The 16,317-nt window shown below is 71.2% G+C and carries 15 protein-coding genes; 10 read left to right on the top strand and 5 right to left on the bottom strand.

All coding sequences use genetic code 11. The features are described 5' to 3' along the window. The first annotated feature begins 6 nt into the window (after positions 1-6). Positions 7-1,005: an aldo/keto reductase family protein gene (locus AMIS_RS07045; RefSeq protein WP_014441514.1), complete on the top strand. Its 999-nt coding sequence runs from the start codon at positions 7-9 to the stop codon at positions 1,003-1,005. On the opposite strand, the gene AMIS_RS07040 is transcribed toward AMIS_RS07045, so the two are convergent. Together AMIS_RS07040 and AMIS_RS07035 are read right to left on the bottom strand one after the other, a co-directional pair. Beyond that, a complete protein-coding gene (locus tag AMIS_RS07040) occupies positions 1,002-1,829 on the bottom strand; it encodes a site-2 protease family protein (protein ID WP_014441513.1) in 828 nt (275 codons plus the stop codon). The genes AMIS_RS07045 and AMIS_RS07040 overlap by 4 nt on opposite strands. Position 1,830: 1 nt before the next feature. Further along, on the bottom strand, positions 1,831-2,028 hold the full coding sequence (locus AMIS_RS07035; protein ID WP_014441512.1) for a hypothetical protein: 198 nt from the start codon (positions 2,026-2,028) through the stop codon (positions 1,831-1,833). An 82-nt stretch (positions 2,029-2,110) separates the two neighbouring features. On the opposite strand from AMIS_RS07035, the gene AMIS_RS07030 reads away from it, so the two are divergent. Next, the gene (locus tag AMIS_RS07030) at positions 2,111-3,811 is read left to right on the top strand and encodes a bifunctional adenosylcobinamide kinase/adenosylcobinamide-phosphate guanylyltransferase (RefSeq protein ID WP_014441511.1); all 1,701 of its coding nucleotides are present in this window, start codon (positions 2,111-2,113) and stop codon (positions 3,809-3,811) included. Between the two features lie 16 nt (positions 3,812-3,827). After that, entirely contained in the window at positions 3,828-4,574 is a 747-nt protein-coding gene (locus AMIS_RS07025; RefSeq protein WP_157434758.1) for an adenosylcobinamide-GDP ribazoletransferase, read from the top strand. 112 nt (positions 4,575-4,686) lie between these two features. Here AMIS_RS07025 and gcvT read toward each other — a convergent pair whose 3' ends face one another. Next, positions 4,687-5,778, bottom strand: a complete 1,092-nt coding sequence (gene gcvT, locus AMIS_RS07020) for a glycine cleavage system aminomethyltransferase GcvT (RefSeq protein ID WP_014441509.1) — start codon at positions 5,776-5,778, stop codon at positions 4,687-4,689. A gap of 122 nt (positions 5,779-5,900) precedes the next feature. Between gcvT and AMIS_RS07015 the strand changes: the two genes are divergently transcribed. After that, positions 5,901-7,433 carry a leucyl aminopeptidase gene (locus AMIS_RS07015; RefSeq protein WP_014441508.1) on the top strand — a complete coding sequence of 511 codons (1,533 nt, stop codon included), beginning with the start codon at positions 5,901-5,903 and terminating at the stop codon, positions 7,431-7,433. Here the strand turns inward: AMIS_RS07015 and AMIS_RS07010 are convergent. Beyond that, positions 7,430-7,744 carry a hypothetical protein gene (locus AMIS_RS07010; RefSeq protein WP_041829602.1) on the bottom strand — a complete coding sequence of 105 codons (315 nt, stop codon included), beginning with the start codon at positions 7,742-7,744 and terminating at the stop codon, positions 7,430-7,432. The two genes, AMIS_RS07015 and AMIS_RS07010, sit on opposite strands and share 4 nt — an antisense overlap. Positions 7,745-7,907: 163 nt before the next feature. Between AMIS_RS07010 and lpdA the strand changes: the two genes are divergently transcribed. From lpdA to AMIS_RS06980, 6 genes are all read left to right on the top strand, one after another. After that, on the top strand, positions 7,908-9,299 hold the full coding sequence (lpdA, locus tag AMIS_RS07005) for a dihydrolipoyl dehydrogenase (RefSeq protein WP_014441506.1): 1,392 nt from the start codon (positions 7,908-7,910) through the stop codon (positions 9,297-9,299). A gap of 32 nt (positions 9,300-9,331) precedes the next feature. After that, complete coding sequence (gene sucB / locus AMIS_RS07000; protein WP_014441505.1) at positions 9,332-11,167, top strand: 2-oxoglutarate dehydrogenase, E2 component, dihydrolipoamide succinyltransferase; 1,836 nt, start codon at positions 9,332-9,334, stop codon at positions 11,165-11,167. A 116-nt stretch (positions 11,168-11,283) separates the two neighbouring features. Next, positions 11,284-12,201: a TIGR01777 family oxidoreductase gene (locus AMIS_RS06995; protein ID WP_014441504.1), complete on the top strand. Its 918-nt coding sequence runs from the start codon at positions 11,284-11,286 to the stop codon at positions 12,199-12,201. Positions 12,202-12,265: 64 nt separating this feature from the next. Then, positions 12,266-14,134 (top strand): hypothetical protein, encoded by a 1,869-nt coding sequence (locus tag AMIS_RS06990; RefSeq protein WP_014441503.1) that lies wholly within the window; start codon positions 12,266-12,268, stop codon positions 14,132-14,134. 14 nt (positions 14,135-14,148) lie between these two features. Then, a complete protein-coding gene (lipB, locus tag AMIS_RS06985; protein ID WP_041829601.1) occupies positions 14,149-14,778 on the top strand; it encodes a lipoyl(octanoyl) transferase LipB in 630 nt (209 codons plus the stop codon). Continuing rightward, positions 14,778-14,942: a hypothetical protein gene (locus AMIS_RS06980; protein ID WP_014441501.1), complete on the top strand. Its 165-nt coding sequence runs from the start codon at positions 14,778-14,780 to the stop codon at positions 14,940-14,942. Before lipB ends, AMIS_RS06980 begins: the two co-directional genes overlap by 1 nt. A gap of 78 nt (positions 14,943-15,020) precedes the next feature. Here AMIS_RS06980 and aspS read toward each other — a convergent pair whose 3' ends face one another. Further along, positions 15,021-16,280 carry an aspartate--tRNA(Asn) ligase gene (gene aspS / locus AMIS_RS06975; RefSeq protein ID WP_014441500.1) on the bottom strand — a complete coding sequence of 420 codons (1,260 nt, stop codon included), beginning with the start codon at positions 16,278-16,280 and terminating at the stop codon, positions 15,021-15,023. Positions 16,281-16,317: the final 37 nt, after the last annotated feature.

Raw genomic sequence — 16,317 nt, 5'->3', positions numbered from 1 at the left:
GAAAAGATGAAGCACCGTCATCTCGGCCGTTCCGGCCTGCTCGTCAGCGAGATCGCCTACGGCAACTGGATCACCCACGGTTCCCAGGTCGAGGAGGAGGCCGCGCTCGCCTGTGTGCGCGCGGCCCTCGACGAGGGCATCACCACGTTCGACACGGCCGACGTCTACGCCGGCACCCGCGCCGAGGAGGTGCTGGGCCGGGCGCTGAAGGACGAGCGCCGGGAAGGCCTGGAGATCTTCACGAAGGTCTACTGGCGGACCGGCCCGGGCGCGAACGACAGCGGACTGTCCCGCAAGCACATCATGGAGTCGATCGACGGGTCCCTGCGCAGGCTCGGCACCGAGTACGTCGACCTCTACCAGGCGCACCGGTTCGACCACCACACGCCGCTGGAGGAGACCATGGAGGCGTTCGCCGACGTGGTGCACCGCGGCAAGGCGCACTACATCGGGGTCTCCGAGTGGACCGCCGCCGAGATCCGGGCCGCGAAGCCGCTCGCCGACGAGCTGAAGATCCGCCTGGTGTCGAACCAGCCGCAGTACTCGATGCTGTGGCGGGTCATCGAGGCCGAGGTGGTGCCGGCGTCGGAGGAGCTCGGCCTCGGTCAGATCGTCTGGTCGCCGCTGGCGCAGGGTGTGCTGACCGGTAAGTACAAGGCGGGTCAGCAGCCGCCGGCCGGGTCGCGGGCCACCGACGAGAAATCCGGCGCCGGGTTCATCGCCCGCTGGCTGGAGGACGACGTGCTGAACGCGGTGGCACGCCTGCAGCCGCTCGCCGAGCAGGCCGGTCTCACCATGGCGCAGCTCGGCGTCGCGTGGGTGCTGCAGAACCCCAACGTCTCCGCGGCGATCATCGGGGCGTCCCGGCCCGAGCAGGTCCGGGACAACGTGAAGGCCTCCGGGGTGGAGCTGGACGCCGGCCTGATGAAGGCGATCGACGAGATCCTGGATCCGGTCGTGACCCGTGACCCGTCGCTGACGTCCAGCCCCGCGAACCGACCTTAGCTACTGCTCCAGAACCGCATCAGGTCGAATCCGAGGGCGTAGAGCCACGGATCCACGTTGATCAGCCCGGCCAGCCAGTTCACCAGCTCGTAGAAGTAGTCGCCCACCTGTGTCTGCCACAGCAGCAGGAACAGCAGGAGGAAGCCCCAGGGCGCGACGAGGTTCCAGGCACGCTGGTAGGCCGGGCTGAACCACGGCGAGATGATGCTGCCGCCGTCCAGGCCGGGCACCGGCAGGAAGTTCAGCACGCTCGCGGTCACCTGCAGGAACGCGATCAGCGCCAGCGCCGCCCAGAACTCCAGGTGGTCCGCGCTGCTCAGGTTGTACTGCCCGGAGACCGTCGGGGACAGCTCGGGCGCCATCCCGGCCAGGAACGGCACTGCCACGATCAGCGCGAGGACCACGTTGGTCAGTGGTCCGGCCGCGCTGATCAGCGAGTCCTTGAGCCGGCTGCGGATGTACCGATGATCGACCCAGACCGCGCCACCGGGCAGGCCGATGCCGCCGAGGATCACCACGATCACCGGCAGCACGATGGAGAGCAGCGGGTGCGTGTACTTCAACGGGTTGAGCCGCAGGTAACCCCGGTCGGCCACGCTCAGGTCGCCGGAGAAGTACCCGGTGACCGCATGCGCGTACTCATGCAGGCAGAGCGAGATGATCCAGCCCGAGATGACGAAGAAGAAGACGTCGATCTTGACGTTGCCGAAGCGGCTCCACGTCATGAAGCCGCTGACCGCGAAGACCGCGACGATCCCGACGAACACCGGGCTCGGGATGAACGCGTTGCGCGGTGTCCGGGTGTAGACCGGTTCGTAAGTCACGTCAGTCCGCCGGCAGCAGACTCATCTGATAGTCGACCCGGTCGTCCTCGACCAGCACGACCGTGCTGACGCCGGCGCCCTGCAGCTGCCGCCACTCCTGCCCGATCCAGGACTCGGCGTCCGCCTGGCTGCTGAACGTCTCGGCCGGTCCTTCGACGGGCTTGCCGTCGACGTCCTCGTACCGCCAACTCCACGGCATTGAGCCGCCCCCTCACGTCGTCCGTCGGTGGGCTTCCACCCTACGGCGTATCCGTGTGCGGACCGGCTCTAAGGTACGGGGCATGTCCGAAGATCGGTGGAACACGGTCCTGGTGCTCGGCGGAATCCGCTCCGGCAAATCCGCGTTCGCCGAATCCCTGGTGGCAGACGCGCCGTCGGTACGGTACGTCGCCACCGCGGTAGGCGGCGAGGACGACCCGGAATGGCTGGCGCGGATCGAGGCGCATCAGCGCCGGCGTCCGCAGTCGTGGTCGACCGAGGAGACCGGCGCCGACCCGACCCGGCTCACCGAGCTGCTCATCGAGGCGAAACCCGACGAGACGCTGCTCGTCGACGACCTCGGCGGCTGGGTCGCGGCGGTGCTGAACCCGGCCCGCCAGCCCAACGACGACGAGGCCGACGTGGCAGCGCTGGCCGAGGCGGTGAAGGCGACCCGGGCACGGGTGGTTCTGGTCAGCCCCGAGGTGGGCCTGTCGCTGGTTCCGGTCACGCCGGTCGGGCGGGCCTTCGCCGACGCGCTCGGTGTGACGAACCAGGCACTGGCGGGCGCCTGTGACGGCGTCGCGCTCGTGGTGGCGGGTCAGGCGACCTGGCTGAAGCGCGAGACACCGGCCCCGAAGAAGCCGCAGGCCGCCGCCCCGACGGTCGTCGCTCCGCCGCCGGTGGAGACCACCCCGGCCCCGCTCGCTTCCGTGCTCACCGAGCGCACCATGACCCTGCCGCTCGTCGCCTCAGGGCTCACCGAGATCGCTCCCGGCATGGATCTCCCGCTGCCCAGTTCGGACGCCGGGCCGGACGCCCGCGAGCGGCTCGGCACCATCGACCTGCCCGGCATCGGGCTCGGCGCGTTCGGCGAGGCGGTCGAGTTCGCCGCCGCCACACAGGACACCACGACCCCGCGTCCCTGGACCGCGGTCCGGCTCGTCCTGATCGCCGGCAACCACGGTGGTGGCGCCGCGGCCGGCGCCGACGAGGCGGACATCGAGCGCCGCCTCGCCGAGGCCGAACAGGGCGCCGGGCTGCTGGGCCGGCTCGCCGCCGAGGCCGGCGCGGACATCTCGGTGCTCCGGGTGAGCGCGGCCGGCGCGATCGAGGACGGCCCGGTCACCGGCGACGACACGGTCTCCGCCGGGCTGCGCGAGGGCTGGCGGCTGGCCGACGACGCGGCCGACGGGGGCCGGGACGCGATCCTGCTGGCCGGGCTCGGCGCGGGCCTGGAGGCGGTGGCCACCGCGGTGCTGGCCGCCACGACCGGCGCCGAGCCGGTCGCGATGCTGCCCCGGGTGCTGGTGCCCGGCGGGCGCTACGACGACGACGCCTGGATGGTGCGCTGCGCCGCCATCCGGGACGCGCTGCACCGGATCCGCCAGGAGCCGCGCGGCGCCACCGACATCCTGCGCGAGTTGGGCGGTCCCGACGTGGCGGTGGCGACCGGCGTGCTGCTCGGCGCGGCGGCCCGCCGGCTGCCGGTGCTGCTGGACGGCCCGCTCGGCATCGCGGCCGGCCTGGTGGCCCGGGACTTCGCGAGCCAGACCCGGCACTGGTGCCTGCTGCCCGAGGCGGGCGCGCTCGCGCTGGTCCGCCAGGGCGCGGACGTCCTCGGCCTCACGCCGGTGCTGCGGACCGGCCTGGACCTGGGCGAGGGCGCGAACGCGCTGGCCGTCCTGCCGGCGTTGCGCACCGCGATCGGCCTGGCATCGGCCCTGCCGGTGCACCCGGCGATGCTGGGCGAGCAGAGCGTCGACGACGACGACGTTGTTTGACGGGTTGCGGCTGGCGGTGTTTGACGGGTTCCGGCTGGCGGTCACCACGCTGACCGTCCTGCCGGTGCGGGCCGGTCGCTGGGACCGGCCCACGGCCGCCGTGGCGATGTCGCTGGCGCCGTTGGTGGGCGCGATGCTCGGCGTGATCCTTGCGGGCGTCTCGGAGGGCCTGCGGGCGCTCGGATCGCCCGCTCTGGTCGCGGCCGCGGTCACGGTGGCGGCGGGCGCGCTGCTCACCCGAGGGCTGCACCTGGACGGCCTGGCCGACACGGTGGACGCGCTGGGCTCCTATCGTTCCGGCGCCGACGCCCTACACATCATGAAAAAGTCGGACATCGGCCCGTTCGGTGTCGCGGCGATCGGCCTCACGCTGCTGATCCAGAGCGCCGCCCTCACCGAAGCGACAGCCCTCACGGTCGTCACCGCCTGGGCCACCGGCCGCCTCGCCATCACGATCGCCTGCCGCAGGGGTGTGCCGCCGGCCCGTGAGGAGGGCCTCGGCGCGATGGTGGCGTCCACGGTCCCGCTGTCGGTAATGCTGACGGCCGCGGTCCTCGTCGCCGCTCTCGCCACTGCCGCGATCCCGGGCCGTCCGTGGCAGGGCCCGGCCGCCGTCGCCGCCGCGAGCATCACGGTGGTCCTTCTGGTGCGCCACTGCGTACGCCGGTTCGGCGGCATCACCGGCGACGTCCTCGGCGCGGCCGCCGAGTCCGCGACAACGGTCACCCTCGTCGCATTGACCCTTTCCCACGGGTACGCGTAACAGCCGCCCCCAACCGCACCGACCCGTCCCCGAGAAGCCGCGCGACCCCCTGCGCCGTCCGAGCCGCTGCGCGACCGCCGGCGACCGGTGCACCCCCACCCGCGTGCCGCCGTCAGCGGACCGACGGGTTCACGAACGGCAGCTTGACCAGCTTCGCCTCGACGCGGCGGCCACGGATGTCGACCTCGACCGTGTCGCCCTCGGTCAGGCCGGCCGCGGTGTCGAGCAGGGCCAGCGCGATGCCCACCTTCTTGGTCGGCGAGAACGTGCCGCTCGTCGTCTCCCCCACGGGACGCTCCCCGGCGTACACGGTCATGTGCCCGCGCGGGATCCCCCGGCCGGTGATCTCCAACCCACTCAGCCGGCGCCGGGGCCCGGCGGCCTTCTCCGCGACGAGCGCGTCCCGCCCCCAGAACGCCGGCTTGTCCCAGCCGACCGCCCACCCGGAGCGGGCCTGCACCGGCGTGATGTCGAGGGAGAGCTCCTGGCCGTGCAGCGGGTAGCCCATCTCGGTGCGCAGCGTGTCCCGGGCGCCGAGGCCGCACGGGCGCGCCCCGGCCTCGATCAGCGCGTCCCAGACCGCGCCCGCGTCGTCGGCGCCGACCACCAGCTCGTACCCGTGCTCGCCGGTGTATCCGGTCCGGCAGACGACCAGCTCGGCGCCGTTCAGGGTCGCCGAGTCAAACGACATGTAGTCGTGCCCGGTCGGCAGCCCGAGCGTCGTCAGCAGCGAAGCCGACTGCGGGCCCTGCACGGCGAGCACCGCGTGCGACAGGTGCTCGTCGGTGACGGTGATCCCGTCCGGCGCTGCGGCGGTGAGCCGGCGCACCACCTCGGCCGTGTTCGCCGCGTTCGGGATCAGGAACACGTGGTCGTCGCCGTAGAGGTACGCGATCAGGTCGTCCACCACGCCGCCGGATTCGTCGCAGCAGAGCGTGTACTGCGCCTTGCCCGGCTCGATCCGGCCCAGGTCGTTGGTGAGGCACGAGTTCACGAAGCCGGCCGCCCCGGCGCCGCGGACGCGGGCCTTGCCGAGGTGCGAGACGTCGAACACGCCGGCCGCCTCCCGGACCGCCGCGTGCTCGCGCAGGACACCGCCACCGGCGTACTCCAGCGGCATGTCCCAGCCGCCGAAGGCGGCGAACTTCGCGCCCAGGGAGACGTGGCGTGAGTGCAGCGGGGACTGGAGAAGCTCGGCAGACATGAGACTCAACTTACCGGTGACCTTGCACCTGGTTAGAGTCGCGGGGACAGCACGTGATTTCCCACCAGCCGGGAGCGCACCCACAAGTAGCGCACCGGCCCCACGAGTTCCGGAGTGCCCGAGTGACCCAGCCCAGCCTCAGCCTGGTCGACACCGACCCGGCCGAATTGGCGGTCGATGCCATCGTCATCGGCCTGCACAGCCAGCCCGAGGAGGACGGCGCGCTGCTGCCCGCCGCCGGCGCCGAGAGCATCGCCGCGGCGTTCGACGGCAAGCTGACCGCGACGCTGGCTCTGCTCGGCGCGAGCGGCGCCCCCGGCGAGGTGACCAAACTCGCCACGCTCGGCACGGTCGCGGCCCCACTGCTGATCGCCGTCGGCCTCGGCAACGAGCCGACCGGCCCGGCGCCCGACCTGGAGACCCTGCGGCGCGGCGCCGGCGCCGCGGTGCGTGCGCTCGCCGGCAGCCGTACGGTCGCCCTCGCCCTGCCGTCCGCCGACGACGCGGACGCCGCGCCGGTGCTGCGTGCCGTCCTGGAGGGCGCGCTGCTCGGCGGCTACCGGTTCGCCGGTTACAAGACCAAGCCGCAGAAGGGCCGCCGTGACCCGGTCGGCGAGCTGCGCCTGCACGTGCCGGACGCGACCGACGAGACCGCTCTCGCCGAGGTGCGCCGCGCCGAGGTGGTGGCCCGGGCCGTGCGCCTGACCCGCGACTGGGTCAACGAGCCGCCGAACGTGCTGCAGCCGGCGGAGTTCGCGGACCGGATCGTGGCGGCTGCCGAGGGCACCGGCCTCGAGGTCGAGGTGCTCGACTTCGAGGCGCTGAAGGCCGGCGGTTACGGCGGCATCGTGGCGGTCGGCCAGGGTTCCGAGGCCCCGCCGCGCCTGGTCAAGCTCTCCTACACCCCGGAGGGCGTGTCCGACCCGAAGCGGGTCGCGCTGGTCGGCAAGGGCATCACGTTCGACACCGGCGGTGTCAGCATCAAGCCGTCCGCGGGCATGTGGGAGATGAAGTCCGACATGGCCGGTGCGGCGGCGGTCGCCGCCACGCTGCTCGCGGTCGCCGCGCTCAAGCCGGGCGTCGCGGTCTCCGGTTACCTGGCGATCGCCGAGAACATGCCGTCCGGCTCGGCGTACCGGCCGGGTGACGTGATCACCATGTTCAACGGCAAGCGGGTCGAGGTCTTCAACACCGACGCCGAGGGCCGGATGGTGCTCGGCGACGCGATGGCGCGGGCCTGCGCCGACGGCACCGACTACCTGTTCGAGACGTCGACTCTCACCGGCGGCCAGGTGATCTCGCTGGGCAAGCGGATCTCCGGCCTGATGGGCTCGGACGAGGCGACCGGTCTGGTCGAGGCGGCCGGCGCGGTGGTCGGCGAGCCGTCCTGGCGGATGCCGCTGCCGGACGACGTCCGCAAGGGCATGGAGTCGGAGATCGCCGACATCTGCCAGACCAACGCGAACCTGGACCGCGCCGGGCACATGCTGCAGGGCGGCGTCTTCCTGCGGGAGTTCGTCGCCGAGGGTGTCGAGTGGGCGCACATCGACATCGCCGGCCCGAGTTACCACACCGGGGAGGCCACCGGTTACTGGACGAAGGGCGGCACCGGCGTTCCGGTCCGCACCTTCCTCCAGCTCATCGAGTCGCTCTAGCCACGTTTCCGGCGCTCGTTGTAGTCGCGCATCCGTTGCGGGTAGCCCATCAGCTTGATGTCGTAGATCGGCATCGCGAGCTGGTGGGCGAACCGCCGCGCGATCTCCGGCGACTCGATCCGGCGCCGGGTCCACTCACCGTCGTGTGCGACAAGCAACAGCGTGGTCTCGGTCACTGTGGTCTGCGGTTCGATGAATGCCTCAACACCGCGCCGGGAGCGGACGAATTGCGTAAGATGCTCCAGATCGGCCTGGTTCACCGACCGACCGCCGGGACCGCCGGAACTCCGACGACGCCGAAACCACGCCACTACCCCTCCTCACGCCGGATCCAGCAAGGGTACGGCGACGCGCCGACTTCCGGGGCACCTGACTGCATTGACCGGGTCTGTAAGTGACAAGATGTCGGTGACGGGACTGTGACCGTTTCCATTGTGTGACCCACACGGAGACGATGCGACCACTGGAGTCAACGTGAGCCAGCCCAACGGCGGAACCTTCGACATCGTCATTCTCGGCGCCGGCAGCGGTGGGTACGCGGCTGCGTTGCGCGCGGCCGAGCTGAACCTCTCGGTAGCCCTGATCGACAAGGCTGAGCTGGGCGGCACCTGCCTGCACCGCGGCTGCATCCCGACCAAGGCGCTGCTGCACGCCGCCGAGATCGCCGATCAGACCCGCGAGAGCGAGCAGTTCGGCGTCAAGGCGGACCTGGTCGGCATCGACATGGCCGGCGTGAACGCGTACAAGGACGGCGTCGTCAGCCGCCTCTACAAGGGCCTCACCGGCCTCCTCACGCACAACAAGAACATCACGGTGGTCTCCGGCGAGGGCAAGCTCGTCAGCAAGGACACCGTGGAGGTGGCCGGCCAGCGGTACACCGGCCGCAACGTGATCCTGGCGACCGGCTCCTACTCGCGCTCGCTGCCCGGCATCGAGGTCGACGGCACCCGCGTGATCACCAGCGAGCACGGCCTCAAGATGGACCGTGTCCCGGCGTCGGCGATCGTGCTCGGCGGCGGCGTGATCGGCGTCGAGTTCGCCAGCGTCTGGAAGTCGTTCGGCGCCGACGTCACGATCATCGAGGCCCTGCCCCGCCTGGTCGCCGCGGAGGACGAGGAGATCTCGAAGCAGGTCGAGCGCGCGTTCCGCAAGCGGAAGATCAACTTCAAGGTCGGCAAGCCGTTCGAGAAGGTCGAGAAGACCGAGAACGGCGTCAAGGTCACCATCGCCGGCGGCGAGACCCTCGAGGCCGAGGTGCTGCTGGTCGCGGTGGGCCGCGGCCCGTCGACCGCCAACCTGGGGTACGAGCAACAGGGCATCACCCTGGACCGCGGCTTCGTGATCGTCGACGAGCGTCTGCGCACCGGCGTCGGCAACATCTACGCCGTCGGCGACATCGTCCCCGGCCTGCAGCTGGCGCACCGCGGCTTCGCCCAGGGCATCTTCGTCGCCGAGGAGATCGCCGGCCTGAACCCGGCCGTGATCGACGAGGCCGGCATCCCGCGGGTCACCTACTCCGACCCCGAGGTCGCCTCGATGGGTCTCACCGAGGCCAAGGCCAAGGAGAAGTACGGCGCGGACAAGGTCTCGACGTACAACTACAACCTCGGCGGCAACGGCAAGAGCCAGATCCTGAAGACCGCCGGCTTCGTGAAGCTGGTCCGGGTCAACGAGGGCCCGGTCGTCGGCGTCCACATGGTCGGCGCCCGGATGGGTGAGCTCGTCGGCGAGGCGCAGCTCATCTACAACTGGGAGGCCTTCCCCGAGGAGGTCGCCCAGCTCGTACACGCCCACCCGACGCAGAACGAGGCGCTGGGCGAGGCCTTCCTCGCGCTCGCGGGTAAGCCGCTGCACGCGCACAGCTGATTCGATCGTTCACTGAGGGAGTTTGGGGAAAAATGCCGGTATCGGTAACCATGCCGCGGCTGGGAGAGAGTGTCACCGAGGGCACCGTCACCCGCTGGCTCAAGCAGGAGGGCGAGCGGGTCGAGGCGGACGAGCCGCTGCTCGAAGTCTCCACCGACAAGGTCGACACCGAGATCCCGTCGCCCGCAGCGGGCGTGCTGACCCGGATCGTGGTGGGCGAGGACGAGACCGCGGAGGTCGGCAGCGAGCTGGCCGTCATCGCCGGTGAGGGCGAGGACGCCGGTTCCGCCGCGCCCGCGCCCGCGCAGCAGCAGGCTGCCGAGCCGGAGCCGGAGCCGGAGCCCGCCGCGCTGACCACGCCGTCGACCGAGAAGCCGGTCGAGGAGGAGACCCCGGCGCCGCAGACCGCGTCCGCCGGCAGCTCCGAGGGCACGGAGGTCAAGCTTCCGGCGCTCGGCGAGAGCGTCACCGAGGGCACCGTCACGCGCTGGCTCAAGCAGGTCGGCGAGACGGTCGAGGCCGACGAGCCGCTCCTCGAGGTCTCCACCGACAAGGTCGACACCGAGATCCCGTCGCCGGTCGCCGGCACGGTTCTCGAGATCAAGGTCGGCGAGGACGAGACCGCCGAGGTCGGCGCCGTGCTCGCGGTGATCGGGTCGGCGGACGCCGCCCCGGCCAAGCAGGAGACCCCGCCGCCCGCGCCCAAGCAGGAGGCTCCGAAGCAGGAGGCTCCCAAGCAGGAGTCGGCGCCGGCTCCGCAGCCGCGGATCGAGTCGGCCCCCGCGCCGCAGATCGGCGAGTCCTACGCCACCCCGTCGCCGGCTGCCGAGACCAAGCAGCCCGCCGCCCCGGCCCAGCCCGCCGCCCCGGCCCAGCCGGCCGCTCCGGCCGCCGAGACGGTCAAGTCGAACGGCGCCGGCGACGCCGGTTACGTGACGCCGCTGGTCCGCAAGCTGGCCGCCGAGAAGGGCGTGGACCTGTCCACGCTGTCCGGCACCGGCGTCGGTGGCCGGATCCGCAAGCAGGACGTGCTGGACGCGGCGGAGAAGGCTGCCGCGGCCAAGGCGGCCCCGGCCCCCGCAGCAGATGCGTCCGCCCCGGCGGCGGCCGCTGCCAAGCCCGCCGCCAAGGCGGAGCCGAGCCCGCTGCGGGGCCGCACCGAGAAGCTCACCCGCATCCGGGCCACCATCGCCCGGCGCATGGTGGAGTCGCTGCAGATCTCGGCGCAGCTCACCACGGTGGTCGAGGTGGACGTCACCAAGATCGCCAACCTGCGCAACAAGGCGAAGGCCGACTTCCAGGCCAAGCACGGCGTGAAGCTCACCTTCCTGCCGTTCTTCGCCCTGGCCACGGTCGAGGCGCTGCAGCAGCACCCGGTGGTCAACTCCTCGATCGACGTCGAGGCGGGCACGGTCACCTACCACGGCGCCGAGCACCTGGGCATCGCGGTGGACGCGCCGAAGGGCCTGGTCGTCCCGGTCATCAAGGACGCCGGCGACCTGAACCTGGGTGGCCTCGCCAAGCGCATCGCGGACGTCGCGGAGCGGACCCGGAACAACAAGATCGGACCGGACGAGCTGGGCGGCGGCACGTTCACGCTGACCAACACCGGCAGCCGGGGCGCGCTCTTCGACACCCCGATCATCAACCAGCCGCAGGTCGGCATCCTCGGTCTCGGCGCGGTCGTCAAGCGCCCGGTGATCGTGAACGACCCGGAGCTGGGCGAGATCATCGCGCCGCGCTCGATGGTCTACCTGGCGCTCAGCTACGACCACCGGATCGTGGACGGCGCTGACGCGGCCCGCTTCCTGGGCACGCTGAAGGAGCGGCTGGAGGGCGGCCACTTCGAGGCCGACCTCGGGCTGTGACGGTCGGTGGCTGTAACAGCCGGTAGCTGTGACAGCCGGTAGGTGAAAAACAGGGCACGCCGAAAGGCGTGCCCTGTTTGTTTGTGAGCGAGGGATCTTCGGGAAAGAATCAGGACATGCGGATCGTCATGGCCGGCTCCTCGGGATTCCTCGGCACCCGGCTCACCGACCGGCTGCGGCAGAGCGGCCACGACGTCACGCGACTGGTGCGCCGCCCGGCCCAGCGGCCGGACGAGGCCACCTGGGACCCGGCGCAGGGCCGTCTCGACCCGGCCGTGCTGGCCGGGGCGGACGCGGTGATCAACCTGGCCGGGGCGAACGTCGGCGACCACCGCTGGACCGATCGCTACAAGCGGGTGCTGCGGTCCAGCCGGATCAACACGACGGACACCGTCGCCCGTACCCTCAAGCAGCTCTCCGAGGCCGAACGGCCTCGCACCCTGCTCCAGTCCTCCGCCGTGGGGTGGTACGGCGACACCGGCGAGCAGGCCGTCACGGAGGAGACCCCGGCCGGCAGCACGTTCCTCGCCGACCTGTGCCGGGTCTGGGAGGCCGCCGCCCGCCCCGCCGAGGACGCCGGGGTGCGGCTGGTGCTGATGCGCACCGCGCCGACCATCGAGGCCTCGGGCTCGCTGCTCAAGCCGCTGCTGCTGCCGTTCAAGATGGGCGCGGGGGCGAAGATCGGCGGCGGCCGGCAGTGGATGACCTGGATCGCGCTCGCCGACTGGCTCAACGCCACCGAGTTCCTGCTGGAGCGCGAGGACGTGGCCGGCCCGGTCAACGTGGTCGCGCCGAACCCGGTCCGCAACATCGACTTCACCAAGGCGCTGGCCCGGGAGCTGCGGCGGCCGGCGCTGCTCGCGGTGCCCGGCCCGGTGCTGGACGTGGTGCTCGGCGAGCTGGCCGGTGAGGCGCAGCGCAGTCAGCGGGTGCTGCCGGCGGTGCTCACCGGCGCCGGTTTCGCGTGGACCTACCCCACGATCACGACTGCGCTGGCCGCAGCGCTACGCCCCGAACAGGCAACGGTTTCCTGAGCATTACTTGTGAACCACTCCGCGGGCACCGGAGCGCAACCCGGCGCTTGCTAACCTGCGCCTGATGTCCGTCGCCGCCCCCGCCCCCGCCGCGTCCGCCGATCCCCCGTCCGATCCCGCGGTGTCCCCGCCGAGATCGCGACGCTGGCGTGCGCATCTGACCCTCGTCGTGCTCGCTCTCGGGCTCGCCGTCTACGTGACGAGCGGTCTGTGGCGCGACCCGTACCGGCAGGTCCTCTCGGACAACGTCGGTGACCAGGCGTGGTTCGAGTGGCTCCTGGGATACGGCGTCTACATGCTGAGTCACGGCGCGGACCCGTACTTCACGCACCTGATGAACGCGCCGGTCGGGGTTAACCTCGCGGCGAACACGTCGATCACGGTCTACACGGTGGTCTTCGCGCCGCTCACCTACCTGGCCGGGCCACAGGTCACGTTCGTGACGATCCTCACGCTCAACCTCGCCGTCTCCGCCGTCGCGTGGTACATGTTCTTCCTCCGCTGGCTGGCCGTGCGCCCGTTCGCCGCCGGGCTGGCCGGTCTCTTCTGCGGGTTCGCGCCGGGTTTCGTCGCGCATGCGAACGGCCATCTGAACTGGTCGGCCGGCTGGGTCGCGCCGTTCGTGCTCTGGCGGGTCATGAAACTGCGCGAGGAGGGCCGCTGGCTGCGTAACGGCCTGCTGCTCGGCCTCTCCCTCGCGATCGGCTTCTCGATCGCGCCGGAGGGCCTGTTCTACGTCGCCATCGCGAGCGCCGTGTTCATCGGCGTGTGGTCGCTGGCCCGCCCGGTCCGCGACGAGGCCAAGGCCGCGTTCCGGACCGTGGTCAAGGCGCTCGGTGTAGCCGCCACGATCGCCGGGGCGCTGCTGGCGTACCCGCTCTACATGCACTTCGCCGGACCGCAGACGTTCTCCGGCACGGGCTTCAACCAGCGCTTCTTCGTCGAGGATCTGGCGGCGTACCTGTCGTTCCCGAGCCGGTCGATCGCGGCGCTTCTCGGTCTCGGCACGGAACTGGGCCCGAACCGGACGGAGGAGACGTCCTTCTTCGGCGTACCCCTGATCCTTTTCATGATCGTCGCGTTCCGGATCCTCTGGACCCGTGCCGAGCCGGGCCGGCGGGCCACCCTGCGCGCGGTCGGCGTGACCGGCCTGGTCTTCCTGGTGTTCTCCTGGGGCCCGCGGCTGAACTGGATGGACGCCGAGCTGCCCCTGCCACTGCCCTACGCGGCGCTCGCCCACCTGCCGCTGTTCGACTCGGCGCTGCCGCTGCGGTTCGCTCTCGCGCTGGTCGGTGTCTTCGGCATCCTGCTGGCGCTTCTGCTCGATCAGCTGCCGAGATTCCCGAGGAATCAGAAGATCGCGCTTTCCGCGTCGCTTGCGCTCAGCCTGACCTTGATCTTCCCCCTTCCGGTACGGGTGCAGCAGCGCTCCGCCGAGCCGGCCTTCATCGCGAACGGCACCTGGCAGCAGTACGTCACCGACAACGGCGTGCTGACCGCCCTTCCGTTCGCGCTCAACGTGCACGCCGACGGGCAGCGCTGGCAGGCGTACACGATGGCCCGCGGCGGCGCCCAGTTCCGGATCCCGGACGGCTACTTCCTCGGCCCGATGAAACACGGCGTCCAGGGCCGCAAGGAGATGGGGCAGATCGGCGCCCCGCCGCGTGCCACCGACTGGCTGTTCACCCGGGCGGCCCTCTACGGGTACGTTCCGCGGCTCACCAACGCGGACCGGGAACAGGCTCGCGCCGACCTCGCGTACTGGGGTGTCGAGGCGATCTTCCTGGCCGACGAGATCACCGGCTCGGACCACAAGATCCTGTTCCGGGAAGCGGTCCTGACCACCGCGATCCAGCTCTTCGGCCAGCCGGAACGGGTCGACGACGTGCTCCTGTGGCGAATCCGCCCGGGAGTCGACCCGGTCAGCCGGTGAGTAGGCTTGCGGACGTGACTACCGAAGTGCTGACCGTCCTCCGTCCCGGCCTCGTCGACTACGTCGAGGCGTGGGAGGAGCAGAAGCGCATTCACGAATCGGTCGCCGAGGGTTCCCGGGCGGACACGATCCTGCTCCTCGAGCACCCGAGCGTCTTCACCGCCGGCAAGCGCACCGAGCCCGCCGACCGCCCGTTCGACGGCACCCCGGTGGTCGACGTCGACCGCGGCGGCAAGATCACTTGGCACGGCCCGGGCCAGCTGGTGGGTTACCCGATCCTGAAGCTGCCGGACCCGGTGGACGTGGTGGCCTACGTGCGCCGCGTCGAGCAGATGCTGATCGACGTCTGCGCGGAGTTCGGCGTGACCGCGGAGCGCGTCGAGGGCCGCAGCGGCGCCTGGATCAAGGCCACCGACGGCGGCCTCGACCGCAAGATCGCGCAGATCGGCATCCGGGTCGCCCGCGGCGTGACGCTGCACGGCTTCGCGCTGAACTGCGACTGTGACCTGGAGAACTTCAACCGCTTCATCCCGTGCGGCATCCGCGACGCCGGCGTGACGTCGCTGAGCGCGGAGGTGGGCCGCCCGGTGCCGGTCGCCGAGGTGCTTCCGGTGGTCGAGCGGCACCTCCCTACGCTGCTCTGATGGCTCTCTACCGCAACCCTCAGGACAAACGCGTCTTCGTGCCCACGAAGAGCGGTGGGGTGGTCCTCAACTTCGGCCACCCCATCGCCTGGACGATCCTGGTCTGCACCACGGTCGTCCCCTTCGTCATCGTCGCCGTCGTGACGCTGATGGTCGTGCTCTAGGGCTGCTTCGGAGCAGCTCCAGGACTGCTCCATCGCTGCTCAGGGCTGCTCACGGCTGCTCGGCTGCTCGCGGCTGCTCTAGGGCGCGATCCGGTGCAGGTCCCGGGGGAAGGCCGTCACCTCACGCACGTTCGCGGCGCCGACCAGCCGCGCCACCAGCCGTTCCAAGCCGATCGCCCAGCCACCGTGCGGCGGCATCCCGTACCGGAAACCGTCCAGGTACCCGCGGTACGCCTCCAGCGGCTCCCCGGCCGCGGTCAGGGCGGCGACGTAGTCGGCGTACCGATGCAGCCGCTGCCCGCCGGTGACGATCTCCAGTCCCCGGAACAGCAGGTCGAACCCGTTCGAGTACGCCGGGTCCGCGGACGGGTGCGTGTAGAACGGCCGTTTCCGCATCGGGTACCCGGTCACGTAGACGAACTCGGAGCCGTGCTCGCGCAGCGCCCACTCGCCGAGCGCCCGCTCGTGCGCGGGTGCCAGGTCGGGTTCGTCCGCGGGCGCGCCGGCGATCCGCAGCGCCTCGGCGAAGTGCACCGCCGGGATCTCGGCGGGCACGGCCGGCGGCACGAACCCGGTCCGCTCGGTGATCTCGGCGAACATCCCGCTCAGCGTCCGGGTCAGCGCCGTCATCACGTCCCGGTGGTCGGCGATGAACCCCATCTCGGCGTCGAGTGACGTGTACTGCGCGAGGTGCCGCGCGGTGTCGCTGGGCTCGGCGCGGAACACCGGCCCGACCTCGAAGACCCGCTCGAAGACGCCGACCATCAGTTGCTTGTAGAACTGCGGCGACTGCGCAAGGTACCCGGGCCGTCCGAAGTAGTCGAGCGCGAACACGTTCGCGCCGGACTCGGTCGCCGACTCCACGATCTTCGGAGTCTGGATCTCGACGAACCGCTGCGCCTCCAGGGCGGCACGGAATCCGGCGGTGGCGGCCGCCGCGATCCGCAGGTTCCGCGCGCGCGACGGATGCCGCAGCGCCAGAGCGGCGTGGTCGAGCTGGGCGGCAAGGCCCGCGCTCAGCGCGGGTCGATGCAGTTCAAACGGCAGGGGTACGTCCACAGAGCTCAGTACCCGGATCTCCGGTGAGGTGAGCTCGACCCCGCCGGGCGCCTGCTCGTTGGCGGTGACCGTCGCGGTGATCTCGACGACGCTGCCCTCGGTGATCGCCGGCTCCGGCGTCTCGTGCCCGGGCTCGATCACCACCTGGCTGAAGCCGGCCGCGTCCCGGACGATCAGAAACGCCACCTTCTTGAGCTGCCGCAGGCGATGAACCCAGCCCGCGATCGTGACTTTCTCACCGGCGTACGCCGTCAGTTCGGTGGAGAGGATGCGTTGCATGGCGGTGGGACCTCCTCTGGTGTCTGCAACGCGGCCC

It is taken from the genome of Actinoplanes missouriensis 431 (assembly GCF_000284295.1).
In the GTDB taxonomy this organism is placed as follows: domain Bacteria; phylum Actinomycetota; class Actinomycetes; order Mycobacteriales; family Micromonosporaceae; genus Actinoplanes; species Actinoplanes missouriensis.
Note: the sequence above shows the minus strand (reverse complement) of the source record. Positions and strands in the feature narration are given on the sequence as shown.

Coding starts and splice junctions, on each gene's coding strand:
- AMIS_RS06980 (WP_014441501.1), top strand. CDS start 14,778: ATGGCTCTCTACCGCAACCCTCAGGACAAACGCGTCTTCGTGCCCACG.
- AMIS_RS07035 (WP_014441512.1), bottom strand. CDS start 2,028: ATGCCGTGGAGTTGGCGGTACGAGGACGTCGACGGCAAGCCCGTCGAA.
- AMIS_RS06990 (WP_014441503.1), top strand. CDS start 12,266: ATGTCCGTCGCCGCCCCCGCCCCCGCCGCGTCCGCCGATCCCCCGTCC.
- sucB (WP_014441505.1), top strand. CDS start 9,332: ATGCCGGTATCGGTAACCATGCCGCGGCTGGGAGAGAGTGTCACCGAG.
- AMIS_RS07045 (WP_014441514.1), top strand. CDS start 7: ATGAAGCACCGTCATCTCGGCCGTTCCGGCCTGCTCGTCAGCGAGATC.
- gcvT (WP_014441509.1), bottom strand. CDS start 5,778: ATGTCTGCCGAGCTTCTCCAGTCCCCGCTGCACTCACGCCACGTCTCC.
- AMIS_RS06995 (WP_014441504.1), top strand. CDS start 11,284: ATGCGGATCGTCATGGCCGGCTCCTCGGGATTCCTCGGCACCCGGCTC.
- aspS (WP_014441500.1), bottom strand. CDS start 16,280: ATGCAACGCATCCTCTCCACCGAACTGACGGCGTACGCCGGTGAGAAA.
- AMIS_RS07030 (WP_014441511.1), top strand. CDS start 2,111: ATGTCCGAAGATCGGTGGAACACGGTCCTGGTGCTCGGCGGAATCCGC.